This window comes from Streptomyces sp. NPDC050625 (assembly GCF_040654755.1).
GTDB lineage: Bacteria > Actinomycetota > Actinomycetes > Streptomycetales > Streptomycetaceae > Streptomyces.
Window position 1 is genome coordinate 273,562 of record NZ_JBFAIQ010000002.1, and the last position, 23,525, is coordinate 297,086.

Annotated in this window: 24 protein-coding genes and 1 pseudogene; 10 read left to right on the forward strand and 15 right to left on the reverse strand. The window is 71.7% G+C overall.

The genetic code is table 11. The annotated features are described in order from the left end of the window. Window positions 1-68: 68 nt before the first annotated feature. From AB0I54_RS05470 to AB0I54_RS05485, 4 genes are all read right to left on the reverse strand, one after another. On the reverse strand, window positions 69-788 hold the full coding sequence (locus tag AB0I54_RS05470) for a TIGR04222 domain-containing membrane protein (RefSeq protein ID WP_363294572.1): 720 nt from the start codon (window positions 786-788) through the stop codon (window positions 69-71). Window positions 789-792: 4 nt separating this feature from the next. After that, entirely contained in the window at window positions 793-1,029 is a 237-nt protein-coding gene (locus AB0I54_RS05475) for a hypothetical protein (RefSeq protein ID WP_363294573.1), read from the reverse strand. Between the two features lie 375 nt (window positions 1,030-1,404). After that, window positions 1,405-2,310 (reverse strand): 2-hydroxy-3-oxopropionate reductase, encoded by a 906-nt coding sequence (locus tag AB0I54_RS05480; protein WP_363294574.1) that lies wholly within the window; start codon window positions 2,308-2,310, stop codon window positions 1,405-1,407. A gap of 32 nt (window positions 2,311-2,342) precedes the next feature. Next, a complete protein-coding gene (locus AB0I54_RS05485) occupies window positions 2,343-3,182 on the reverse strand; it encodes a TIM barrel protein (protein WP_363294575.1) in 840 nt (279 codons plus the stop codon). Window positions 3,183-3,475: 293 nt separating this feature from the next. Here AB0I54_RS05485 and AB0I54_RS05490 point away from each other — a divergent pair, with 293 nt between their 5' ends. The 8 genes from AB0I54_RS05490 to AB0I54_RS05525 all read left to right on the forward strand — a co-directional run bounded on the left by AB0I54_RS05490 (window position 3,476) and on the right by AB0I54_RS05525 (window position 9,848). Then, on the forward strand, window positions 3,476-3,724 hold the full coding sequence (locus tag AB0I54_RS05490; RefSeq protein ID WP_363294576.1) for a hypothetical protein: 249 nt from the start codon (window positions 3,476-3,478) through the stop codon (window positions 3,722-3,724). After that, window positions 3,721-4,083 (forward strand): helix-turn-helix domain-containing protein, encoded by a 363-nt coding sequence (locus tag AB0I54_RS05495; protein ID WP_363294577.1) that lies wholly within the window; start codon window positions 3,721-3,723, stop codon window positions 4,081-4,083. Before AB0I54_RS05490 ends, AB0I54_RS05495 begins: the two co-directional genes overlap by 4 nt. A 120-nt stretch (window positions 4,084-4,203) precedes the next feature. Further along, window positions 4,204-4,713 (forward strand): 2-oxo-4-hydroxy-4-carboxy-5-ureidoimidazoline decarboxylase, encoded by a 510-nt coding sequence (uraD, locus tag AB0I54_RS05500; protein WP_363294578.1) that lies wholly within the window; start codon window positions 4,204-4,206, stop codon window positions 4,711-4,713. 7 nt (window positions 4,714-4,720) lie between these two features. Continuing rightward, window positions 4,721-5,122 carry a hydroxyisourate hydrolase gene (gene uraH / locus AB0I54_RS05505; protein ID WP_363294579.1) on the forward strand — a complete coding sequence of 134 codons (402 nt, stop codon included), beginning with the start codon at window positions 4,721-4,723 and terminating at the stop codon, window positions 5,120-5,122. 7 nt (window positions 5,123-5,129) lie between these two features. Continuing rightward, window positions 5,130-6,077: a factor-independent urate hydroxylase gene (gene pucL, locus AB0I54_RS05510; protein ID WP_363294580.1), complete on the forward strand. Its 948-nt coding sequence runs from the start codon at window positions 5,130-5,132 to the stop codon at window positions 6,075-6,077. Window positions 6,078-6,192: 115 nt separating this feature from the next. Further along, window positions 6,193-7,572 carry an 8-oxoguanine deaminase gene (locus tag AB0I54_RS05515; protein WP_363294581.1) on the forward strand — a complete coding sequence of 460 codons (1,380 nt, stop codon included), beginning with the start codon at window positions 6,193-6,195 and terminating at the stop codon, window positions 7,570-7,572. Window positions 7,573-7,830: 258 nt separating this feature from the next. Then, window positions 7,831-9,231, forward strand: coding sequence for a nucleobase:cation symporter-2 family protein (locus AB0I54_RS05520; protein ID WP_363294582.1), 1,401 nt, complete (start codon window positions 7,831-7,833; stop codon window positions 9,229-9,231). Further along, window positions 9,228-9,848, forward strand: coding sequence for a TMEM175 family protein (locus AB0I54_RS05525; RefSeq protein WP_363294583.1), 621 nt, complete (start codon window positions 9,228-9,230; stop codon window positions 9,846-9,848). Before AB0I54_RS05520 ends, AB0I54_RS05525 begins: the two co-directional genes overlap by 4 nt. Here AB0I54_RS05525 and AB0I54_RS05530 read toward each other — a convergent pair. The 5 genes and pseudogenes from AB0I54_RS05530 to AB0I54_RS05550 form a co-directional block, all read right to left on the reverse strand. Then, complete coding sequence (locus tag AB0I54_RS05530; RefSeq protein ID WP_363294585.1) at window positions 9,805-10,416, reverse strand: exonuclease; 612 nt, start codon at window positions 10,414-10,416, stop codon at window positions 9,805-9,807. The two genes, AB0I54_RS05525 and AB0I54_RS05530, sit on opposite strands and share 44 nt — an antisense overlap. A 131-nt stretch (window positions 10,417-10,547) precedes the next feature. Beyond that, a pseudogene (locus tag AB0I54_RS05535) lies at window positions 10,548-10,631 on the reverse strand (thioesterase); the annotation flags it as partial. A 55-nt stretch (window positions 10,632-10,686) separates the two neighbouring features. Then, window positions 10,687-11,319, reverse strand: coding sequence for a hypothetical protein (locus tag AB0I54_RS05540; RefSeq protein WP_363294586.1), 633 nt, complete (start codon window positions 11,317-11,319; stop codon window positions 10,687-10,689). A 107-nt stretch (window positions 11,320-11,426) separates the two neighbouring features. Further along, window positions 11,427-12,026 carry a histidine phosphatase family protein gene (locus AB0I54_RS05545; protein WP_363294587.1) on the reverse strand — a complete coding sequence of 200 codons (600 nt, stop codon included), beginning with the start codon at window positions 12,024-12,026 and terminating at the stop codon, window positions 11,427-11,429. 103 nt (window positions 12,027-12,129) lie between these two features. Then, window positions 12,130-13,338, reverse strand: a complete 1,209-nt coding sequence (locus AB0I54_RS05550) for a pyridoxal phosphate-dependent aminotransferase (protein ID WP_363294588.1) — start codon at window positions 13,336-13,338, stop codon at window positions 12,130-12,132. Between the two features lie 81 nt (window positions 13,339-13,419). On the opposite strand from AB0I54_RS05550, the gene AB0I54_RS05555 reads away from it, so the two are divergent. Then, window positions 13,420-14,046, forward strand: coding sequence for a winged helix-turn-helix transcriptional regulator (locus AB0I54_RS05555; RefSeq protein WP_363294589.1), 627 nt, complete (start codon window positions 13,420-13,422; stop codon window positions 14,044-14,046). Between the two features lie 58 nt (window positions 14,047-14,104). On the opposite strand, the gene AB0I54_RS05560 is transcribed toward AB0I54_RS05555, so the two are convergent. The 3 genes from AB0I54_RS05560 to AB0I54_RS05570 are packed head-to-tail and all read right to left on the reverse strand — an operon-like array spanning window position 14,105 to window position 17,703. Then, window positions 14,105-14,914 (reverse strand): hypothetical protein, encoded by an 810-nt coding sequence (locus tag AB0I54_RS05560; RefSeq protein ID WP_363294590.1) that lies wholly within the window; start codon window positions 14,912-14,914, stop codon window positions 14,105-14,107. Continuing rightward, the gene (locus AB0I54_RS05565; RefSeq protein ID WP_363294591.1) at window positions 14,914-16,179 is read right to left on the reverse strand and encodes a VWA domain-containing protein; all 1,266 of its coding nucleotides are present in this window, start codon (window positions 16,177-16,179) and stop codon (window positions 14,914-14,916) included. The genes AB0I54_RS05560 and AB0I54_RS05565 overlap by 1 nt, the downstream gene beginning before the upstream one ends. Before the next feature lie 9 nt (window positions 16,180-16,188). Then, window positions 16,189-17,703: an IucA/IucC family protein gene (locus AB0I54_RS05570; protein WP_363294592.1), complete on the reverse strand. Its 1,515-nt coding sequence runs from the start codon at window positions 17,701-17,703 to the stop codon at window positions 16,189-16,191. Window positions 17,704-17,816: 113 nt separating this feature from the next. On the opposite strand from AB0I54_RS05570, the gene AB0I54_RS05575 reads away from it, so the two are divergent. After that, window positions 17,817-19,319 (forward strand): IucA/IucC family protein, encoded by a 1,503-nt coding sequence (locus tag AB0I54_RS05575; protein ID WP_363294593.1) that lies wholly within the window; start codon window positions 17,817-17,819, stop codon window positions 19,317-19,319. Here AB0I54_RS05575 and AB0I54_RS05580 read toward each other — a convergent pair. The 3 genes from AB0I54_RS05580 to AB0I54_RS05590 are packed head-to-tail and all read right to left on the reverse strand — an operon-like array spanning window position 19,283 to window position 23,507. Next, window positions 19,283-20,611, reverse strand: coding sequence for an MFS transporter (locus AB0I54_RS05580; protein WP_363294594.1), 1,329 nt, complete (start codon window positions 20,609-20,611; stop codon window positions 19,283-19,285). The two genes, AB0I54_RS05575 and AB0I54_RS05580, sit on opposite strands and share 37 nt — an antisense overlap. Further along, window positions 20,608-21,822 carry a type III PLP-dependent enzyme gene (locus AB0I54_RS05585; protein WP_363294595.1) on the reverse strand — a complete coding sequence of 405 codons (1,215 nt, stop codon included), beginning with the start codon at window positions 21,820-21,822 and terminating at the stop codon, window positions 20,608-20,610. The genes AB0I54_RS05580 and AB0I54_RS05585 overlap by 4 nt, the downstream gene beginning before the upstream one ends. After that, the gene (locus AB0I54_RS05590) at window positions 21,819-23,507 is read right to left on the reverse strand and encodes an IucA/IucC family protein (protein ID WP_363294596.1); all 1,689 of its coding nucleotides are present in this window, start codon (window positions 23,505-23,507) and stop codon (window positions 21,819-21,821) included. The genes AB0I54_RS05585 and AB0I54_RS05590 overlap by 4 nt, the downstream gene beginning before the upstream one ends. Window positions 23,508-23,525 lie beyond the last annotated feature (18 nt).

Consider the following 23,525-nt stretch of genomic DNA (forward strand, 5'->3'; position numbering starts at 1 on the left):
AAAGGGGCGCGGGGAACTGCGCGACCAGCCACGAACAACCCGCACCCGGCAACGCACAGAACGAGCCGTCAAGCCGAGCCGCAGGTGAACCCGCCCCCGCCGGACGAGGAGCGCGGTACCTCGTGGTCCGTGGTGCCGCCGCGGCCGGTCAGCCCCGCCTCCTGGGCGAAGCGCGGGGCGAGTGCGGTCAGCGCCTGGTTGCCGTACAGGGCGACCGCGAGCAGGGTGTCCTGTGCCGACAGGCCGGTCCGAACGGCGGGCAGCGGATGCTGTGCGCGCAGGTCCTTCAGTACGCGGCGGGCGGCGCGGGGGCGGCCGGGCGGGAAGGTGCGCAGCAACCCGGCGGCCGTGAGGTTTCCGCGCGCTTCGGCGAGGGCCGAGCGCACGCCCTGGCGGTCCAGCAACTGCCGCATGCCCGCGCTCCGGTACAGGGCCGCGTGCACGGCCCTGGTCAGGGGCGGCAGCCCCGGCCCGCCGACGGGCCCCGAGGTCCGCATCGTCCCCGCCCGGCCCGCACCGACGGCGCCGCGCAGATGCAGATCCAGCACCGCGACCGTGACGGCGGCGCGAGGACCGCCCCGAATCAACGCGATCTCGTACGGCTCCAGCCGGCCCGTCGGCGTACCGCTCATGACACACCCCCGTGCGGGCACCGGCCGCCACCGTGCCGGCAGGCCCCGCATGGAGGGAATGTGCCCGCCGGCGGGGGTGGTCGAAGCCTCGTGGCGGTGTTTCAGAGGTTGATTTGAGGGTGCCGTAGGCAGGGGTACGCCCGGTGCCGTACGCATGTCGTCATGGCTCAGGCTCCATCAGTCCCGGCCAGTCGTCCGGGCCGCCGCCCTGCCACTCGATCAGGTCGCTCTCCTCGACCTCGATCCGGTCCAGGTCGGCCATGCGCAGGATCTCGACCACGTCGTCCAGATGGGAGGCGATGCCGAGGGTCACGTCGCCCTCGGTCACCCGCCGGGAGCCGTCCAGGGCCGGGGGGTGCACCACGATGTGCGGAAACTCGGTCGGTGGATACGTCATGGGTAAAGGCTCCTGCGGGGCGGACGGATCCGCACCCCCGAGGAGCCTTGGCCGTCCGACGGCGCGAGGCTGGGCGCGACAGGACGTTCGCGCCGCCGGACGGTGTCTGTGAGGTGTGGTTGGGACCGCGGCGGCAGCGACGGACCGGCAACGCCCTTCCCTCAGGTCGAGAAGGGGTACCGGATCCTTCACCACCGCACTGGCTCGCTCGCCGCCGCGGTCCTCACCTGCCCGCAGCCGCGGGCGTGCACCACGCTCCCCTGCTGCCTCAAGGGCGTGGGAGGAGCCTGGGGTTGGATTCCGGGCGGCGCCGGCGCCTGGGCGCGACAGGACAGATGTCGGCGGCGGCACCGCCCGGAAGCTGGGGGAGCGGGCTCAGACCTGGGCGCCGGAGAGGCGCTCCACGGCCCGCAGCAGGGCCGAGTGGTCAAGGCCCCCGTCGCCCTGGGCGCGCAGGCTCGCGACCAGCTGGGCGACCACGGCACCGACCGGCAGGGCGGCGCCGACGTTGCGGGCGGCGTCCGTGACGATGCCCATGTCCTTGTGGTGCAGGTCGATACGGAAGCCCGGCCTGAAGTCGCGGTTCAGGAAGTTGTCCTTCTTCCGCGACAGCACGGTCGAGCCGGCCAGGCCGCCATTGAGGACGTCCAGCGCGGCCGTCAGGTCCACGCCCGACTTCTCCAGGAAGACCACGGCTTCGGCGCACGCCTGGATGTTCACGGCGACGATCAGCTGGTTCGCGGCCTTCACGGTCTGGCCGGAGCCGTGCGGGCCGCACAGCACGATGGTCCTGCCGAGCGCCTCGAAGACCGGCTTCGCCTCGTCGAAGTCGGCCTGCCTGCCACCGACCATGATCGACAGCACGGCCTCGACGGCGCCGGCCTCACCACCGGAGACGGGGGCGTCGAGGACGCGGATGCCCTTCTGTGCGGCGGCCGCGGCCAGGTCGACCGAGGTCTGCGGGGTGATCGAGGACATGTCGATCAGCAGGGCGCCGGACCGCGCGTTCTCCAGGATGCCGTCGGGGCCGTACGAGATCGCCTCGACCTGCGGGGACGCGGGCACCATCGTGATGATCACGTCGGCGTCCCGGACGGCCTCGGCGATGGAACCGGCGGCGGTGCCGCCCGCGGCGGCCAGGCGGTCCAGCTTGTCCTGCTCCAGGGTGAAGCCGGTGACGTCGTAACCCGCCTTGATCAGGTTCTCCGACATGGGGGAGCCCATGATGCCGAGGCCTATCCAGGCGATCGACGGGCGGGAGGAATCTGCGGGGTTGCTCATCTTGGGGGTGCCTCTCGGTACGGGGGGGTGATTCAGCGGGCGGCGCGTGCCTCGTGGGGCAGCCAGTCGAAGGCGTCGGCGCTCGGGCGCTCGCCCGGCTTGTACTCCAGGCCGACCCAGCCCTCGTAACCGGCCTTGTGCAGCTGGTCGAGGAGCTCGTCCAGCGGGAGCGTCCCCGTGCCGGGGGCGCCGCGGCCCGGGTTGTCGGCGATCTGGACGTGGCCGGTCTTCGCGGCGTACCGCTCGATCACCGACGGCAGGTCCTCGCCGTTCATGGACAGGTGGTAGAGGTCCATCAGGAAGCGCGCGTTGCCGAGGCCCGTCGCTTCGTTGACCTCGTCGACGACCCCGACCGCCGCGGGGGCCGACACCAGCGGGTACAGCGGGGACTCCGGCCGGTTGAGCGCCTCGACGAGCAGGATCGCGCCGATGCGGTCGGCGGCCCCGGCCGCCAGTGCCAGGTTCTCCAGGGCCAGGGCGTCCTGCGCGGCCGGGTCGACGCCGTCGACGCGGTTGCCGTACAGGGCGTTGAGCGCCCTGCAGCCCAGGGAGGCGGCGAAGTCGGCGGCCACGTCGATGTTGGCGCGGAACCTCGCCGACTCCTCGCCCGGGAGCGACAGGGCGCCGCGGTCCGGGCCCGGGAGCTGTCCGGCGTAGAAGTTCAGCCCGGTGAGCTGTACGCCCGCGTCCTCGATCGCCTGCTTCAGGGCGTCGAGCTCGGACCGCTCGGGGGTGGGGGAGTCGACCCAGGGCCACCACAGCTCGACCGCGGAGAAGCCGGCCGCTGCGGCGGCCGCGGGGCGCTCCAGGAGCGGGAGTTCCGTGAAGAGGATCGACAGGTTGACGTTGAAGCGCTGGTCTGCGAATCCCATCGGGGCCGCGCTCCCTTCCGTTAGCGATTCCGTATTGCGGAAGTTCATTTCTGCTTAATGGAAGATTGCCTGCGACCGGGGAGCCCTGTCAAGGGGCCCCACGAGACAGCGCCTGTGTGGGCAGGGGTTGAGGATGCTTGAGGGGGTCTGGCGGGGGGTGGAATTCGGGCGTGCTTTCGGGGGCGAGGTGTGTGGGTGGGTCGGTTAAGGTCTCACCCAGCGGGCGGGGTGTTCCCACCCCGGTCGTGGGCCTGGCGGAACGCGCAGGTCGGAGCGGATGCCATGGGGGCACAGTGCGACTGAAAGTTGAGTTCACCACCGAGCCCTTCGACCTGGACGAGGCGCCCGCGCACGCGCTGGCGGCCCGCGAGGTGATCGGGGCGGCGCAGCTGGACGCGGTCGACGTCGGCCCGTTCGGCAACACCGCGGAGGGCGGCGCCGACGAGGTGCTGACCGCCGTGGACGCGCTGCTGCGCAAGTCCCTGGAGGCCGGCGCCACCCGGATCTCGCTGCAGGTCAATGTCATCGGGGAGGGCGAGTGACCGGCAAGGACGAGCCCTTCATCACGGCCGTGAAGCCGCTCGTTGACGCCATGGGCGGGGAGCTGCTCCCGCCGGACGAGGCCGGCCCCGACGACGTCGTGCTCGCCTGGGAGGGCGTCGACGCGGTCGCCGTACGCCTGCCCCAGCTCGCCGACTCCCTCGACCACATCCTGGCGGCCATGGAGCGCAAGAAGGGCAAGCCCCTGGCCGATCTGGACCGCAAGGCCAAGCAGGAGGTCGTACGGATACTGGAGGCGCGCGGCGCCTTCTCGGTACGGCACGGCGTGGAGACCGTGGCGAGCGCGCTCGGGGTGAGCCGCTTCACCGTCTACAACTACCTGAACCGCGAAAAGGGCTGAACGCTCCCGCCGGGCTTGTAACGCGGAATTTTCAACAAAGTGTTGACGCCGTGTTTCTGAGGGCGTTAGCTGTTCGCAGCCCGTTCAGCACGAAGGCCGTTCGCGGCCACGGAGGCTCCCGTGACTTCCACTTCAACGCCCACGGGCCTGGCCCGGTTCAACGTCCTGGAGGAGCCCGCGGCCTTCGCCGTCCTCCACGAGGCGTGCGCCTCCACGGCATGGGTCCGGCGGCTGCTCGCCGCCCGCCCGTACGCCACCGCCGACGACCTCTACGAAGCCGGCGACGCCGCCATGGCCGAGCTGACCCGCGACGACCTCGCGGAGGCGATGGCCGGGCACCCGCCCATCGGCCGCCCCAAGCCCGGCGACCCGACCTCCGCCCGGGAGCAGCGCGGCATGGCCGGCGCCTCCGAGGAGCTCAAGGCGGAGCTGCTCGAACTGAACCTCGCCTACCAGGACAGGTTCGGCCATGTCTTCCTCATCTGCGCCACCGGCAGGACCGGCGAGCAGATGCGCGACGCGCTCAAGGAGCGGATCGGCAACTCGCCGGAGCAGGAGCGGGAGATCGTCCGCACCGAGCTGGGCAGGATCAACCGTATCCGGCTCGCCCGCATCGTCGAAGAGGACTGAGAGCAGCATGAGCACCAGCACCACCGCTTCCGTGTCCACGCACATCCTGGACACCAGCGTCGGCCGCCCCGCCGGGGGCGTCGCCGTACGGCTCGCGGCCCGCAGCGGCCGGGACGCCGCCTGGCAGGCGCTCGGCGGCTCCGCGACCGACGCGGACGGGCGGTGCAAGGACCTTCCGGACCTGCCGGAGGGGACGACCCACGTACGGCTCGACTTCGCGGTCGAACCGTACTTCGGAAAATCCGTGAAGAAGCAAGCCGATGCGCAGCAGGACGCCCCCGCGAATCGGGACAGCGGTGCCGTGTTCTTCCCCGAGGTGGCCATCACCTTCGCAGTGAACCCCGGGGAGCACTACCACGTACCGCTGCTGCTCAACCCGTTCGGCTACTCCGTTTACCGAGGGAGCTAGCAGAAACATGACTGACAATTCCCGGCCCGCCCGCCCTGTGATCCTGGGACAGAACCAGTACGGCAAGGCCGAGAACCGAGTCGTAAAGATCACGCGGGACGGCGCCACCCACCACATCAAGGACCTCAACGTCTCCGTGTCGCTCTCCGGCGACATGGACGAGGTCCACTACTCCGGCTCCAACGCCAACGTCCTGCCGACGGACACCACCAAGAACACGGTGTACGCGTTCGCCAAGGAGCACGGCATCGAGTCCGCCGAGCAGTTCGGCATCCATCTCGCCCGCCACTTCGTGACCAGCCAGGAGCCGATCCACCGGGCCCGTATCCGCATCGAGGAGTACGCCTGGGAGCGCATCGAGGCCTCCGACGCCCACTCCGGGTCCAACGGGGCGGACGAGGCCAAGCACTCCTTCGTGCGCCAGGGCCAGGAGACCCGGCTGACCCAGATCACCTACGACGGTGAGCGGTGGGAGGTCATCTCCGGCCTCAAGGACCTGGTCGTGATGAACTCGACCGACTCCGAGTTCTGGGGCTACGTCAAGGACAAGTACACGACGCTCCAGGAGGCGCACGACCGCATCCTGGCCACCCAGGTCTCCGGCCGCTGGCGGTTCAACTGGACCGACGACGAGCAGGAGATGCCCCACTGGGAGAAGTCCTACGAGCAGACGAAGAAGCACATGCTCCAGGCCTTCGCCGAGACGTACTCGCTGTCGCTGCAGCAGACGCTGTACCAGATGGGCGCGCGCATCATCGACAACCGCGGCGAGATCGACGAGGTCCGCTTCTCGCTGCCGAACAAGCACCACTTCCTCGTCGACCTGACGCCCTTCGGGCTGAAGAACGACAATGAGGTCTACCTCGCCGCCGACCGCCCCTACGGCCTCATCGAGGGCACCGTCGTGCGGGACGGCTGCGAGCCGAAGATCCCGGTCGACCTCACCAACCTGTAAGCACCCACTTTCGGCACCCGCGGCCGGAGAGCCCCGCTCCACCCGCTCCCGGCCGCGGCACTCAAACTCCCAGGGTCCTGCCGTGCCCCCTTCGAAACAGCGCAAAGGACGAACCATGGCAGCAGCCCAGCGCATCGTCATCGAGAACTGTTCGATCGCCACGGTCGACGCGCACGACACCGAGTACGCCACCGGTCATGTCGTCATCGCCGGCCATCGCATCGAGTCGCTCGGCGCGGGCAAGGCCCCCGAGGGCCTGGAGGACGTCGTACGGCGCATCGACGCCTCCGGCCACCTCGTGACCCCCGGTCTGATCAACACCCACCACCACTTCTACCAGTGGATCACCCGGGGCCTGGCCACCGACCACAACCTCTTCAACTGGCTGGTCGCGCTCTACCCGACCTGGGCGCGCATCGACGAGCCGATGGTCCACGCGGCCGCCCAAGGGTCGCTGGCGATGATGGCCCGCGGCGGGGTGACCACCGCCATGGACCACCACTACGTCTTCCCGAAGGGCTCCGGCGACCTGTCCGGCGCCATCATCCGCGCCGCCCGCGAGACGGGCGTCCGCTTCACCCTCGCCCGCGGCTCCATGGACCGCAGCGAGAAGGACGGCGGCCTGCCCCCGGACTTCGCCGTCGAGACGCTGGAGGGAGCCCTCGCCGCGACCGAGCAGACCGTCAAGGAACACCACGACGCCTCCTTCGAGGCGATGACCCAGGTCGCCGTCGCCCCCTGCTCGCCGTTCTCCGTCTCCACCGAACTCCTTCGTGAAGGTGCCGAGCTGGCCCGCCGCCTCGGCGTGCGCCTGCACACCCACGGCTCGGAGACGGTCGAGGAGGAGAAGTTCTGCCACGAGCTGTTCGGCATGGGCCCCACCGACTACTTCGAGTCCACCGGCTGGCTCGGCGAGGACGTGTGGATGGCCCACTGCGTCCATATGAACGACTCCGACATCGCCGCCTTCGCCCGTACGAAGACGGGTGTCGCCCACTGCCCCTCCTCCAACGCGCGCCTGGCGGCGGGCATCGCCCGAGTCCCGGACATGCTGGCGGCCGGCGTCCCGGTCGGCCTCGGCGTCGACGGCACCGCCTCCAACGAGTCCGGCGAACTCCACACCGAGCTGCGCAACGCGCTGCTCATCAACCGCCTCGGCGCCCACCGCGAGGCCGCCCTGAACGCCCGCCAGGCGCTGCGCCTCGGCACCTACGGCGGCGCCCAGGTGCTCGGCCGGGCCGCCGAGACCGGCTCCCTGGAGCCGGGCAAGCTCGCCGACCTGGTGCTCTGGAAGCTGGACACCCTCGCCCACGCCTCCATCGCCGACCCGGTGACCGCGCTGGTCTTCGGCGCGGCGGCACCGGTCACCGCCTCGTTCGTGAACGGCCGGCAGATCGTCGAGCACGGCCGCCTGCTGCACGTCGACGAGGACGCCATCGCCCGCTCCACGCGGGACGAGGCCCAGCGCCTGGCACGGATCGCCGCCCAGGGCTGAACAACCGAAGGACTCCGGCCAGGAGGGACGGCTCCCGGCCGGAAGCCGTGGACCCGAGCGGGGTCCATGGCGGCCGCGTCCGGGGCGTGCGTGAACGCGCGCGCCCCGGGACGGTCCCCGTCCCGACCCAGAACCCGGGTCCCGGTCCCTCCCCCAAGCTCTCGGCTGCGCTCGAGCAGGGAGGTGCCCCCATGCCCGCGCACCACCTCCCTGAAACCCACGTCAGAGTCGACGTGTCAACCGACCGGAGGAGCCGCCGTGTCCGCTCACCCCGATGTCCAGCGCCACCCAGTCGACGAGAAACTCCCCGCCCTCAAGATGGCGACCACCGGGCTGCAGCACGTGGCCGCCATGTACGCGGGCGTCGTCGCCCCGCCCCTGATCGTCGGCGCCGTCGTAGGCCTGAGCGGCACCGAACTCACCTTCCTCACCGGCGCGTGTCTGTTCACCGCCGGCCTCGCCACCTTTCTGCAGACCCTCGGCATCTGGAAGATCGGCGCCCGGCTGCCCTTCGTCAACGGGGTCACCTTCGCCGGTGTCGCCCCCATGACCGCGATCGTCGCCTCGACCAAGGACAAGTCCGACGCCCTGCCGGTCATCTTCGGTGCGGTGATCGTCGCCGGACTCCTGGGCTTCCTGGTGGCCCCCTTCTTCAGCAAGGCGGTCCGCTTCTTCCCGCCGGTGGTCACCGGCACGGTCATCACCCTGATCGGGGTCTCGCTGCTCCCGGTGGCCTTCGGCTGGGCGCAGGGTCCCGACCCGGCCGCGGACGACTACGGTTCGACGACCTATCTCACCCTCGCGGGCATCACCTTGCTGATCGTCCTCGCGCTGCGCCGCTTCACCCGCGGCTTCGTCAAGCAGATCGCCGTCCTGCTCGGCCTCGTCGTCGGGACGCTCGTCGCGATCCCCTTCGGCGTCACGGACTTCGGCCCGGTCACGCACGCGGACGTCGTCGGCTTCCCGACCCCGTTCCACTTCGGGGCGCCGCAGTTCCAGCTCGCCGCGATCCTCTCCATGTGTGTGGTGATGGTCGTCTCGATGACCGAATCGACCGCCGACATGCTGGCGCTGGGCGAGATCGTCGAACGCCCGGCGGACGAGCGGACCATCGCCGCGGGCCTGCGCGCCGACACGCTCGGCTCGGCCCTCAGCCCGCTCTTCAACGGCTTCATGTGCAGTGCCTTCGCGCAGAACATCGGCCTGGTCGCGATGACCCGCATCCGCAGCCGCTTCGTCGTCGCCACCGGCGGCGGCTTCCTGGTCCTGATGGGCCTGTGCCCCATGGCCGCCTCGCTCATCGCCGTCGTACCGCGGCCCGTGCTGGGCGGTGCGGGCGTGGTGCTGTTCGGCTCGGTCGCCGCGAGCGGTATCCAGACCCTGGTCCGGGCCGGCCTGGAGAAGGACAACAACGTCCTGATCGTCGCGGTCTCGCTCGCCGTGGGCCTCATCCCCATCACCGAGCCGGACTTCTACCACGCGTTCCCGCAGACCGCGAAGATCGTCCTCGACTCGGGCATCTCCACGGGCTGCGTGGCCGCCGTCCTCCTCAACCTCGTCTTCAACCACCTGGGCAAGGACCAGGAGGCACGGGACGTGACGCATCCGATGGAAGCGGGTGAGGAACTGGTGGCCGATGGGGCACCCTGTGTGCCATGACGAGTGAGTCCGGCCGGGTCGAGGCCTTCAGCGACGGTGTCTTCGCCATCGCCATCACCCTGCTCATCCTTGACATCAAGGTGCCCGCGGTCGGCGAACACGGCGGCCTGTGGCATGCGTTGGGCGCGCAGTGGCCGTCGTACGCCGCCTATGTGGTGAGCTTCCTGGTCATCGGCATCATGTGGGTCAACCACCACCAGGTGTTCAGCTACGTGGCCCGTGTCGACCGGACGCTGATGTTCCTGAACCTGCTGGTGCTGATGGTGGTGGCCGCCGTGCCCTGGCCGACGGCGATGCTCGCGGAGTACCTGCGCGAGGACAAGGCCTCGCATGTGGCGGCGGCGGTCTACAGCCTGGTGATGGTGCTGATGGCCGCCGCCTTCCAGGCGCTGTGGTGGCATCTGACCCGCACGGGCCACCTCTTCGACGCCCGGGTCGACGCCGATGCGGCCCGCTCGACCCGCGCCCGCTTCGCTCTCGGCTCCCTGGCCTACCCGGTCACGGTCGGCCTGGCCTTCGTCTCGGCCCCCCTCACCCTCGCCGCACACGGGCTGCTCGCCCTGTACTACGGCTTCAATCAGGTACCGGTCCCGACCCGGGACCCGGCCACAGCATGAGGTTGGCGAGCAACTCGGCCTGCTCGACGGCGTCGTCCAGCGCGTGGTGCGTATGGCGCCGCCGTGACAGCAGATGCCGGGGCATCGTCCCCTTGGCGACGGCCCGCAGCGGAAGGCGGGCCTTCGTCGCGTACAGGGTCTTCATGTCCAGGCAGCCCGAGTGTCCGAAGGGGCTCGCCCCGGTGAAGCGGATCAGATACCAGTACAGGAACGTCCAGTCGTACGAGGCCGGGTAGCCGCACATCACCGGCTGGGCACCCGTGCTCACCTCCCGGACCCAGGCGGAGAACTCGGCCAGCGCGAGGGCGGGTTCCACCCCCTCGGACCTCAGCCGCTCCCGGTCGAGTCCGCTCACCGCGAGCGCCTCGGGCACGAACTCGTCACTGATCGGCCGCAGTTCGCGATAGAAGGTCCGCTGCTCGGGATCGGCGGCGGTGAATCCGTCGGCGTCCTGCGCACCGGCGACGGCGGCGCCCAGGCTCAGCATGGAGTAGGGGCCGGGGATCGGCCCGTCCGCCTCGATGTCGACGGAGATGTACAGACTCGGCTTGATACGTCGTACGGACATGGAACCGGAGCATCCCAGCCGGGAGCGGTCCACCGCATCCGAATTCAGGGGCAGAAGCCTGCCCGGCAGGCGGTGGCCGCGCGCGCCGCTGCCGGCACCAGCGCCGCGGACCCGGCGGTCGCCCTGAGGTCGCAGGTCACGTCGACCTCGTCGCCCGCGAGCAGCTCGCGCCGATGGCGAATCGTCGTCTCAAGCGCCACCGGGCACACGCCCCGCCGGCGATCCGGGCCTGGGACACCCCGGCGTCCCTCAGCCGTCCTGGCACGCCGTTCACACCCGGCGTGGGGACGCCAGTAGATAACGCACCCTCGTTCGCGGCTCCGTGTACTCGCCCGCCTGCCAGCCGACGCCTTCCAGTGTGGCCGCGCACGCACTCAGGGTCTCGTGGTCCGGCGCGTAGACGGCGACCGCCTCGGGCTGTGGGGTCTCGCGGACCCGGTATCCGTCGGCGTCCTGCCCCGCGGGGCGGTGCCCGGCCGCCTCCAGGGCGAGTGCGGCGGCCCGCACCAGATGCGTGCGCTCCCACCCGCACGGCCGGTCCGTGGCGCCGTCCGGATTGGTCATCCGCCGCAGCTCCAGCAGGCCCTGCCAGGCGCTGTGCACCTGACGCACCCGCTCCGGGCCGGAGCCGGACGCCGACTCCCGCGGATCGCCGACGCGAGCCGCGAAGACCCCGTCGGCGGGTGACGGCTCCACCGGCTCGGCGGCGGCCGCCGGCACCGCCTCCCGTATGCGATGTCCCGCCGGTGTCAGGAAGTGGTCGTGCGGCGGACGCGGGTGCCGGAAGGCGAGCCCGTGCCGCACCAGCGCCGCGAGCTGCGCCTCCGTACCCCGCAGCAGACCGGTGACCGGATCGGCGGCATCGATGACACGCCGCTGCGCGGCGCTCGGCGGTCGTGTCACGGCGTGCTCCTCTCCGGCGGACGGCCCATCCGGTGGACGGCTCATTCGAAGAGTACGACCGGGGTCTGACAACCGGCTGGGGTCGCGGGCTGCCGCAGCCGTCCGGGTCAGGTGCGCGGCCGGACGTTCCACTCCGCCACCACCGGCCGCCCGTGCTCCGTGCCGAGGCGGCACAGCGTGCCCGTCGCCAGTTGGAACAGGGCCCCGTGCTGTGGGCGCAGGCCGAGGCGGCGGGCGGTGAGGACGCGCAGGAAGTGGCCGTGGGCGACCAGGAGGACGACACCTTCGGTGCTGGCGAGGGCGGCGTCCACCTTGCCGAGCATCCGGTCGGCACGCTCCCCGACCTGCTCCGGAGTCTCCCCGGGGTGCTCGGGCGGGCCCGGCGCGACCCCGTCCGTGAACAGGAACCAGTCGGGCCGGGTGCGCTGGATCTCGACCGTGGTGACGCCCTCGTAGCCGCCGTAGTCCCATTCGCGCAGGTCGGTGTCGACCAGGGCGTCGGGGATCCCGATGAGTTCGGCGGTCTCCCGGGCCCGCTGCAGGGGGCTGACGAAGGCGGCGCCGATGTGGTGCGAGCGGATCAGCGGCACCAGCCGGCGCGCCTCCTCCCTCCCGTGTTCGGTGAGGGGTACGTCCGTCCAGCCGGTGTGCCGTCCGGACCGCGACCACTCGGTCTCACCGTGCCGGACGAGAAAGAGGTCACCCACGTCCGCGCCCTTCCCGCTCGCCTGACAACACCGTTTCACACCGTGCCCGCCGCCCGCAGGCGGGACTGGGCCAGACGGCCGCGTGCCGCAGGGCGCACGATTCCTACTGCCGGTACCCGCTCAGGAACCGTCCGATCCGGCCGATCGCGGCCTCCAGGTCCTCCGCGTGCGGAAGGGTGAGGATGCGGAAGTGGTCCGGAGCGGGCCAGTTGAAGCCGGTGCCCTGGACGACCTGGATCTTCTCACGGAGCAGCAGGTCGAGGACGAACTTCTCGTCGTCGTGGATCTTGTGCACCTTGGGGTCGAGACGCGGGAAGGCGTACAGCGCGCCCTTGGGTTTGACGCACGACACGCCCGGGATCTCGTTCAGCTTCTCCCAGGCCACGTTCCGCTGCTCGTACAACCGGCCGCCCGGAGCGGCGAGTTCGCGGATGGACTGGCGCCCGCCGAGCGCGGCCTGGATGGCGTACTGCGCGGGCGCGTTGGCGCACAGGCGCATGGAGGCCAGCATGGTCAGGCCCTCCAGATAGTCCTTCGCGTGCTGCTTGGGACCGGTGACGACCAGCCACCCGGAGCGGAAGCCCGCCACCCGGTACGTCTTCGACAGCCCGCAGAAGGTGAGGACGACCAGGTCGGGAGCGAGCGCGGCGGCCGAGTGGTGGACGGCGTCGTCGTACAGGATCTGGTCGTAGATCTCGTCGGCGAAGACCATCAGGCCGTGGCGGCGGGCGAGGTCGAGGATGCCCTCGACGATCTCCTTCGGGTAGACCGCCCCGGTGGGGTTGTTCGGGTTGATGATGACGACGGCCTTGGTGCGATCGGTGATCTTCGAGGCGATGTCGTCCAGGTCCGGGTTCCAGTCGGCCTGTTCGTCGCACACGTAGTGGACCGCCTTGCCGCCCGCGAGGGTCGTCACGGCCGTCCACAGCGGGAAGTCCGGTGCGGGGATGAGGACTTCGTCGCCGTCCTCCAGCAGCGCCTGGACGGCCATCGACACCAGCTCGGAGACGCCGTTGCCGAGGAACACGTCGTCGACGCCGACCTCCAGGCCCAGGCTCTGGTAGCGCTGGGCGACCGCGCGGCGGGCGGAGAGGATGCCGCGCGAGTCCGTGTAGCCGTGCGCCTGCGGGAGCATCCGGATCATGTCCTGGAGGATCTCCTCCGGCGCCTCGAAGCCGAAGAGCGCCGGGTTGCCGGTGTTCAGGCGCAGCACGCTGTGGCCCGCCTCCTCCAGCGCGTTGGCGTGCTCGATCACCGGGCCGCGGATCTCGTAACAGACCTCGCTGAGCTTGTTCGACTGCCGGAACTCCATGCGCCCCTCCAGGAACTCGTGATGCTTGGTTTTACCAAGTTCGAGCTTGGAAAGTCCAACAACACGTCTAGACTGCGCCGCATGTCACCTCGCCGAAGCTACGACCAGTACTGCTCCGCAGCCCGCGCGCTCGACCTGGTCGGCGACCGCTGGACCCTGCTGATCGTCCGGGAGCTGCTCGCCGGTCCCCGCCGCTACACGGACCTGCACGCGGACCTGCCGGGGGTCAGCACGGACGTACTCGCCTCACGGCTGAAGGACATGGAACGCGACGGCCTCGCGACCCGGCGCCGGCTGCCCCCGCCCGGCGCGGCCTACGTCTACGAACTCACCGGGCGCGGGCGCGAACTGCTGCCCGTGCTGCAGGCGCTGGGCACATGGGGCGAGGCCGAGCTGGGGGAGCGGCGGCCCACCGACGCCGTACGGGCGCACTGGTTCGCGCTGCCGCTGACCCGCGGGCTGGAGGGCGAGGGGATCGTGGAAGTCCATGTGGAGGAAGGGGACTTCCATCTGTACCTGGGAGCGGAGGAAGGCGCCGTGTACGGCGACGGGCCGGCCCCCGCCGAGCCCGACGCCCGGCTCGTCCTCGACTCCGCCACCTGCACGGCCGTCACCCGCGGCGAGTTGAGCGTGCTGCGCGCGGTGCGGGACGGCCGGATCGCCGTGACCGGTGACGGCACCCTGGCCAAGGCGCTGCGGGAGGCCTGAAGGGGACACCTGAAAGGGACAGGGCCCGCCACGCGGACGCGGCGGGCCCCGGGGCTGCTCAGGCGCCCGGTGGCACCCGTGAGGGCCGTCCCGTACCGCGCGTCAGCGCGTACCCGCCGATGCCCGCGAGGGCGGCCAGCACACCGCCGATCGCGGTCCACACCCAGCGGTCGGTCCACCAGCCGGAGGACCAGCCGTCGTCGGGCTCGATGGCGGACAGCACGGCCGACTTCGACGAGTCCGAACCGCTGTCGTCCGCCGCCGACTTGACCGCGATCCCGGGGACCAGCGGCTTGGCCAGCGAGCCGTCCACCGCGGCCGAGCCGCCGATGTCCTCGGAGTCGACGCGGACCTCGGCGCTCACCGGCTGGCCGAGGTCGGCCGAGCCGAGGTTCACCACCGTCAGCCGGATGTAGTACGTGCCGGGCAGCGGGTCGTTGGCCCACGGCTCCGACCACGCGCGCACCGTACGCAGGACGCAGGCCAGCTCGACCGAGGCGGTGCCCTGGGCGGCGGTGCGGCTCTGGGCGCCGTACTGGCAGGACTGGCGGCGGCGCAGACCGTCGTACACGTCCAGCTGCCAGGTCTGCCCGGAGTGCGACTCGGGCAGCTTCACCGTCGCCTTGACGGTGGGGCGCTGACCGGCGTCGGCCGGGAACGACCAGTACAGGTAGTCGCCGGTGGAGGCGCCGGCCGTGGCCTGCTGCCCCTGGTCGATCTCCGCCGCCGTACGGAAGGACGTACCCGCCTGAGTGGGCGCCTTGCCGTCCTGCGAGGCGCTCGGGGACGGAGAGGAGTCGGCGACGGCCGGACCCGCGGCCAGCCCGACGGCCAGCAGGGCGGCACTCAGCACACGTGTGATTCGCATCAGTTGGTCCTCCAGACCGCGACCCGCCAGCGCGACACCCAGCCCCACAGCAGACCCGCCACGAAGCCGGTCAGCACCAGCGCGCCGAGCAGCCACCAGCCGCGCCCGAGGCCGAAGGAGGCCACGTCGCCCGCCTTGTCCGGGCCGTCCACGACGTCGACGGTCAGCTCCAGCGGCAGACCCGGCGTGGTCTTCACACCGGCAGCAGCCGAGAAGGAGTTGGTGACCTGGAGACACACCGTCTCGGCACTCGCCGTGTCGTCGTCGCTCTCGGGCTTCGGGTAGCGCAGACCCGTCGAGATCATGTCCGTACGGCCGTTGCCCGCGGCCTCGCCGCGCACGATCTCGCGGCCGTGCGCCGTGACCGCCCGCAGCAGCACCCCGTAGTCGGGGCCGACGGCCCGGTCGTCCGCCACGCTCACCGAGGCGCGCAGCTCCTGGCCGGGGTTGACGTCCACCTTGTACCAGCGCTGCTGCCCGAACTCCTCACGGTCCGTGTACAGGCCGGACTTCAGCGCGGGCGCGCTGGAGCACTGCGTCGTGCCCTCCGTGGCCACCGGCGTCACCACCGGATCGGCCGCCCGGTCGACCAACTGGCCGACCTTGTCGCTGAGTTCCTCCTTGTGACGCACGTCGGTGTAGGTGCCGCCGGTCGCGTCCGCGATACAGCTGAGCTGGTCACGGGTCTTCGCGTCCGGCACCAGGCCGAGCGTGTCGATGGTCAGACCGATGCCCTTGGCGGCGATCTCGCGGGCCACCTCGCACGGATCCAGCGGCTGGCAGGTGTCCTCGCCGTCACTGATCAGGACGATACGCCGGGTGCCGTCACCGCCGTCGAGATCGGTGGCCGCCTTCTGCAGCGCGGGACCGATCGGCGTCCAGCCGGTCGGCGCCAGTGTGGCCACCGCGGTCTTCGCCTCGGTGCGGTTCAGCGGGCCGACCGGATAGAGCTGCGCGGTGTCCGTGCAGCCCGTCTTCCGGTCGTTGCCGCGGTAGTTGGCGCCCAGCGTCCGTATGCCGAGCTGGACCTCCTCGGGCGTCGCGTCCAGCACCTCGTTGAACGCCTGCTTCGCCGCGGCCATCCGCGACCCGCCGTCGATGTCCCGCGTCCGCATGGAACCGCTGACGTCGAGAACCAGTTCCACCTTCGGGGCGGCCGCCTGGTCCGTCTCGTCGGCAACCGCTCCGGCGGGGAACGCGATCCCGGCCGTCAGGGTGGCGAGCAGGGCGCAGACGCCCGCCGCCAGCCGTTGTCTTCTGATCATCGGCGGATCCTATTGACCGGAGGTGTCGGGCTCCAAAACGAGCGGGTTCGGCAGACCGAACCACTGGTCGCCGGGAGTCCGCGGCGACAGCCGCATCAGCGTCAACGCCTTGGCGGGCAGCGGCTCTTCGCACAGAGCCGTCAGATCGGGGGTGCGCGGCAGATCCCGTACGACGGTCTCCAGGGCCGTGGCGAGAGCGGCGCCGGAACCCGCCGCGCCCGCCAGCGCGCCCGCCACCAGGGAGCCGAACAGCTTGCGGCGCAAGGCCGTTTCGTCGTCCGTGACCACGCGGCCCGTCAGAGCGGGCGGAGTGATGCCATGGCGGGTCAGCCGGGCGGGGCTGACCCGGATGTCGGCCAGATCGCGGTAGACCAGGCGCAGGGGGTCGCCCGTCGCGGACAGCACCACGAGGAGGTTCTGGCCGTGCGCCTCCAGCGCCACGCCCAGTTCGAGCAGCCGCAGACCGACCGTCAGCGCGAGGCGGGTGAAACCGGCCAGCCAGGCGGGGGAGTCCGGCAGGTCCGTGCTCGCCAGGGCGCCCACCGGCAGCACGTACTCGCCCGGCGCCGCGAACCGCTGCGGCGACTCGCGCAACACGGCCGCCAGATCCGGCGAGTGGGCCGTCACCGCGCCCAGCGTCCGGGTGACGTGCAGCAGCCCGTCCGTGCGCGCCGCCAGATCCTCCGCGAGGGACGACAGGGCCGCGGACATGCCGATCGAGTACTCCGAGATGTCCCGCACCGAGGACGTCAGCCGGGTGCTCAGCGCGGTCTTGACGTGCGGCCCGTCCGGGAGCGCGAGGGTCCGCAGGGACATCAGGGGGTGTGCGGGCCTGCCGCCGACGGGCACCTTCAGGACGTGCTCAGCCTGCCAGGGGTGCACCGGGATCAGCAGATGCCCGCCCTCGCGCATGTCCTCGGGCCAGGCCCCCGTCAGCAGACACTCCTCCGGGCGGACCGGGACCGTCCCCAGCTCCACCACGGGCCCGTGCTCCGGGCCGTACGCGAGCTGCTCGGCCACCGAGAAACCGGGCCGGGAACGGCAGTTGGGGTGGAACGGATGCCCGTCGACCACCCGCTGCTCCCACTCCCAGTCCCGCGTCGGCCACTCCTTCGGGCGATCCGGATGTCCGGCCCGGGACAGCGCCAACGAGGCGGCGCTGTGCCCGAGTTCGGCCGCGAAGCCCGCCGCGTCCGGCACCGCGAGGTCCGTCATCAGACGGGCGGGATCGTCGTACGGCACACCGCCGAGGTGCACGGCGGTGACGTACGCGGTGGTCGCGTACGGATCAGCGAGGGGCCCGTGCAGCGCGCGGCCGTCGGAGAGCCACAGGGCGAGCCCCCGGGGGCCGCGGACACGGCGGGTGATCCAGGGCAGCGGTTCGTGTGCGAGCGCCCGCCACAGACGGGTCAGCACGGCCGCGCGGGCACCGGGCAGCTCGGCCGCGTACCGGGGCACGAGAGCGGGCCGGATCTCGGCCAACTCGGCGGCGACCTGCGCCTCGGCGGTGGGGGGACGGTGCACGGACGGGCTCCTCGGGGTACGGGACAGGAAGGTCAACGACTGCCGACGACGACAGACATACTGATCGCGGACGGACCGTGTGGACCGCAGCCGTGTGGACTGCGAGAGAACGAATGGAACGCGTGGACCCCATGCCCCCCAGCGACGACGTCGGACAGCGTGCCGACGCGTACGCGGTCGCGCCCCTGCTCAACTGTCTGCTGCGGGAGGTGGCCCAGCCGCTCCCGGAGCCCGGGGAGCGGCGGGTGTACCGGCTGCCGGGCGGCGGCCGGCTGCTGCGCGTGCGCGGCGAGCGGCGGCCCACGGAGCCCGAGGTGCACACGGACGGCGTCTGGCAGCCCCTCGGCCACGCCGATCTGGTCAAGCTGGTCGCGGACGAGCTGCGCCGGCACACCGGGGTGTCGAACGACGAGCTGCCGATCGAGATGGCCGACAGCCGCGCCGCGATCGCCGCCCTGCTCACCGCGCGCGCCGGGGCGACGGCACCCGACGACCCGTATCTGCGCTCCGAGCAGTCCCTCATCACCGGCCATCCCTACCATCCCGCGCCCAAGGCCCGCGGTGGCGGTCCCGTCACGGGCTGGCTGCCGTACGCCCCCGAGGCGCACGCCCGCTTCCCGCTGGTACTGCTCGGTGTGCGCGAGGACGCCGTCGTCGAAGAGGGCGACACCTCCGCGCTGGACGCCCTCGGCACCGCCCCGCCCGGCTACCGGCTGCTGCCCGCCCACCCCTGGCAGCTCGGCCTGGTCGGCCCGGACCTCGCCCCCGCCTTCGCCGACGGCCGGCTGGTGCGGCTGGGCACGACCGCGTTCGAGACCTGGCCGACGGCCGCGATCCGCACCCTGTACGAGCCGTGCCGCGACCTCCACCTGAAATTCAGCCTCGATGTGCGCATCACCAATGACATCCGTCGGCTGTGGCGCCACGACCTGCTGAAACTGCGCCGCACCGACACGGCCGTGACCCGTGCCTTCGCCGGGATCGGCCCGCCCGCCGCCTGGCTGGGCGACCGCGGCTACCGCACCGCGGGCTTCGCCTTCGAGGAACTGGCCGTCCTCGTCCGCGACGGCCTGCGCGGCCGCCTCCTGCCCGGCGCGACACCGCTGCTCGCCGCCGGCCTCGCGGAGGGCTTCGACGGCAACCCGCTCGCCGCGGCCGCCGACCCCGAGGCCTGGTGGGAGGCCTATCTGCGCCAGGTGGTGCCACCGGCCCTGGCGGCCTTCGCGGACCACGGCGTCGTCCTGGAGGCGCACCTGCAGAACTCCCTGATCGCCGTGGACGCCTCCGGCACCCCCGTGCAGGCGCTGTTCCGGGACGCCGAGGGCGTCAAGCTGCTGCCGGACGTCTCCCGGGCCGCCGGGTGGGAACGGCTGGTGTACACCCTGGTCGTCAACCATCTGACCGAGATCGCCGCGGCCCTGGCCGAGCACCACCGTGGCCTCGACCCCTGGCCCGCCGCCCGCCGTGAACTCGCCCGCCACCGCCTCCCCGAGATCGCCGCCCTGCTCACCTCGCCCACCCTGCCCGGCAAGACCAACCTGCTGCTGCGCTGGACCGGCGCGGACGGCGCCGACGCCCGCTACCTGCCGCTGCCCAACCCGCTCCACGGCGGCTGACGGCGGTCCCCTGCCGGTCCGGCCGGTGTGAGGGCCGAGCCGGTCACGGAGACCGGCGTCGTGAGCGGGGGGAGCCGTCGGACGCGCCGTGCGATCAAGGCGGGGAGCGTGAGTGCGCAGGACGCCGAGACGAGGCCGCCCAGGACCGGACCGGAGCGGGCGCCGAAGGCGTCCGACACCAGGCCGACCAGGGGGGCGCCGACAGGGGTGCCGCCGAGGAGGACGAGGAAGTAGACGGACAGGACACGACCGCGCAGACGCGGGTCGGCATGGAGCTGGACCAGTGCGTTGGCGGTGGTGGTCACGGTCACCGCGGCGAAACCGGTGGGGACCAGCAGGGCCATGAACGTGCCGTAGCCCGGCATCAGGCCCAGCGCGGCCTCCAGCGCCCCGAAGACGACCGTGGTGGCGATCAGACGTCGGACGGTGGGGGGCGTCCCGCGGCTCGCCCCGTGGATGGCGCCGATGACGCTCCCCACGGCGTAGGCGGCGCAGAGCCAGCCGAAGGCGGCGGCGCCCGAGTGGAGGACCGTGACGGCCACGAGCGAGATGGTGACCTGGAAGTTGAGGCCGAAGGTGCCGACGACGGCGACGAGACAGATCGGCAGGAGCAGCTGCGGGGTGGAGGCGATGTCGTGGAAGGCGTCCCGCAAACGGGCACGGCCGTGGAGGGACGGGCCGCGGTCGCCCGGCCGGTCCGTGCGGATGGTGATCAGGCCGTAGAGGACGGCCAGGTACGAGACGGCGTTCACAAGGAACACGGGGCCCGTGCCGAAGGCGGCGACGGTCAGGCCGGCGAGGGCGGGGCCGAGCACGCGGGCCACGTTGAACTGGGCGGCGTTCAGACTGACCGCGGTGGGCACGCCCTCGCGGGCGACCAGTTCGCAGACGTAGGCGTTGCGGGCGGGGCTGTCCACGGCTGAGGCGGTGCCGAGGACGAGGGCGAGGGCGTAGACGGACGGCAGGTTCACCGACCCCGTGACGGTCAGCAGTCCGAGCAGGAGGGACTGCACCCCCATGGCCGTCTGGGTCAGGAGCAGCAACCGCCGCTTGGGGTACCGGTCGGCGAGGACTCCTCCGGCCAGGCCGAACAGGGTCTGCGGCAGGAACTGCAGTGCGGTCACGACACCGACCGCGCTGCCGCTGTTGCCGGTGAGGTGGAGCACGAGCAGGTCCTGGGCCGCGCGCTGCATCCAGGTGCCGATGTTGGAGGTCAGCTGACCGAGCAGGTAGCGACGGAAGTTCCGGACCGTGAGTACGGACGTCACCGGCATCCGGGAGCCCGCGCTCATGACGGCTGAGGGGTGTACGCGTCGCCGCCGACCGGTACCTCGGCGTCGTCCACGTGATGGAAGCCCGGGTGGGGGTGCATGAGGAAGTCGTGGTGGGAGATGTTCCAGGCGTAGGCGCCGGCCAGGGCGAAGGCGACCCGGTCGCCGACGCGCAGCCGCTCGACCATGACCCCGCGGGCCAGGACATCTTTGGGCGTGCACAGCTGTCCGACCAGTGTCACCGGCTCGTCACGGGCCTCCGGGCGCTCCCAGGGACGCGACCAGACGTCGACGGGGATCACCTCGAAGGGCTGGTCGTGCTGTTTCGCGGCCGGGGTACGCAGATGGTGGGTGCCGCCGCGCAAGACGGCGAACGCCTGCCCGCGGCTGAACTTGATGTCCAGGACCTCGGTGACGTACCAGCCGCAGTAGGCGGTGACCGAGCGGCCGGGTTCGATCCGCAGGGTGAGGCGAGGGTGGCGGGCCAGGAGCGGGCGCAGTCCGGCGCCGAAGGCGCGCCAGTCGAACTTCCTGTGCGGACGCTCGTAGGCGACGCCCATCCCGCCTCCGACGTTGACCTCGGTCAGGTCGATGGCGCGGTGCCGCGCCCAGTCCTCGGCCCAGGTCAGAACCTCGTCGATCAGGGCCAGTTGGGCGGTGGCCCGAAGCCCGCTGGCCAGATGGAAGTGGAGGCCGCGCAGCCGGACGCGCGGATCGGAGGCGATCACCGCCAGGCAGTGGCCCAGTTGGGCGGGGTCCATGCCGAAGGGGCTGGGGTGCCCGCCCATCACGAGGGCGACCCGGCCGACGTCGACGGGCAGGTTGACGCGCAGCAGGACGTCCAGGGTCCGGTAGCCCAGCAGGGTGGTGACGAGCCGCAGTTCCTGTTCGCTCTCGATGTGCAGCCGCTCCACCCCGGCGTCCAGGGCCAGAGCCAGCTCCTTCTGCGTCTTGCCGGGACCTCCGAAGGCGATCGGCGCATCGGGGACGAGCCCGCGGACGTGGCTCAGTTCACCGCCGGAGGCCACCTCGAAGCCGTCGACGTGCTCGGCCAGCGACCGCAGGATCCGGGGGTCGGAGTTGGCCTTGGCCGCGTACAGCAGCTCGACCCGTTTCGGCAGTGCGGTCCGGATGGCGTGTACGTGCTCACGCAGCGCCGGGAGGTCGTGGACGTAGGCGGGCAGGTCGTCGTCGGTCAGTCGGCCGATGTGTTCGAGCAGTGCGGATCTCACCGGATCACCTCGCGGGGGAAGTCCGCGCCGAGCGGGCTGGTCAGGGGGACATAGGTGGCGTGCCGGTCGGCCTTGCGGACCCAGCGCAGCAGGAGGTTGGCCTTCGCGGGCAGCGGCACCCCGGACAGCAGCGCGCGCAGGCGTGGCGGTTCGGCGGCGGTGCGGGCGTAGGCGTCGAGGTGGTCGCGGACCAGGCCCCACAGGGCGGGCTCCAGCGTCGGGTCGAGGTCGGCCAGCGCGCCGAGCACTTCGGCGGTGTGGTTGACCAGGAGGCAGTACGCGACCCGGTTCCAGCCGCGTTCGGGTTCGTAGGTGAGGGGATCGCGGACCTCGTCCGGGAGGTCGCCGAGGGCGCGCTGATGATGCCCGGGCAGGAGCTTGGTGCCTTCCAGGTCGCGGAAGAGGACCTGCACCGGGGTGCCGTCGGCGTCGACACCGACGACGACGTTCTGGAGGTGGGGTTCCAGTACGACGCCGTGTTCGAAGTAGGCGGCCAGTACCGGTGGCAGCAGCAGTCGTAGGTAGGCGTCCCACCAGGCCAGTACGTCCCCGTCGCCGCGGGCGAGCAGATGGGAGACGTGGGCCGCGCTGGAGGGGTACTCGTCCGCCATCGCGGCGGCGAGCAGGGGGGTCACCCCGGGACGCAGATGGTGACGCAGGCCGGAGCGGACGATGACACCGAGGCCCTCCAGAAGATCGCCGTCGGTGTCGAGGGTGCGGTAGCCCGGCTCGGCCAGGAGCGCGCATCCCGGGAAGCGCCCGGTCAGCTCGGCGAAGACGGGCTGCAGCAGCCGGTTCAGGGAGACGGCGCCGGACAGTTCGTAACTGGCGTGCCTGCGGACGCAGTTGGTGAGACGGACGTTCAGGCTGAACTTCAGGAAGGTGTCGGTCTCCGGGTGGTACAGCGTGCGCACCGATGCGGTCGGCACCAGCTCCGGTCCGTGCGTGCCGGTGTCGACGACATCGCCGGCCGCCATCGCCTCGCGCAGCCGGTCGTGGTCCCGGAGCAGCCGGTACTGCCAGGGGTGCACCGGCAGTACCGCGAACCCCGGACCGGCCGCCGGGCACAGCGCGTCCATCTCGTGCAGTTCACCCTCCTCGCGCACGAGGTGGCGGCGCACGGCCAGGTGGCGCAGACGGAAGCGGGCGCCGGTCTCCGGGCCGTACGCCAGCCAGTCCTCGGGGTCGCCGGTGCGGGCCTTGGGAGTGGGGTGGAAACGATGGCCGAACACCAGGGACTGCTCCGACGCCACGTACGGGTCCGTGTGCGGTGTGACGTTCGTCCGCTCCTCCAGCGCGGTGCGGATCGTCTCCCGGCTGTCGGCGACCTGGGCCAGGAACTCCTCGTTGGCGACACCCGTGCGCAGTTCCAGTTCGTCCTGGATGTAGCCGGCCAGCTCCCGCCAGTCCACGGTCGCCCAGGCGCCGTTGTCGAGCCGCTGCACCGGACCCTGGAAGCGGTGCGCCCCGATCAGCGAGACCCTGCGCAGCCGGGAACGCAGCAGCAGGCCCCGGCGGGGCAGTCGTAGCAGAAGGTGGTCGTCGTCGACCGTCACCTGATGTTCCGGGGCGGACACCTCACGGATGAGGCAGTTGAGCAGCGTGTGGGCGGTGACGGCGTCGGCGGTGCGCAGCGGTTCGCCCGCGGCCGCCGTGACGGTCGGGGTGGCGGTGCCGGTGGTCATACGGTCACTCCAGTGGGA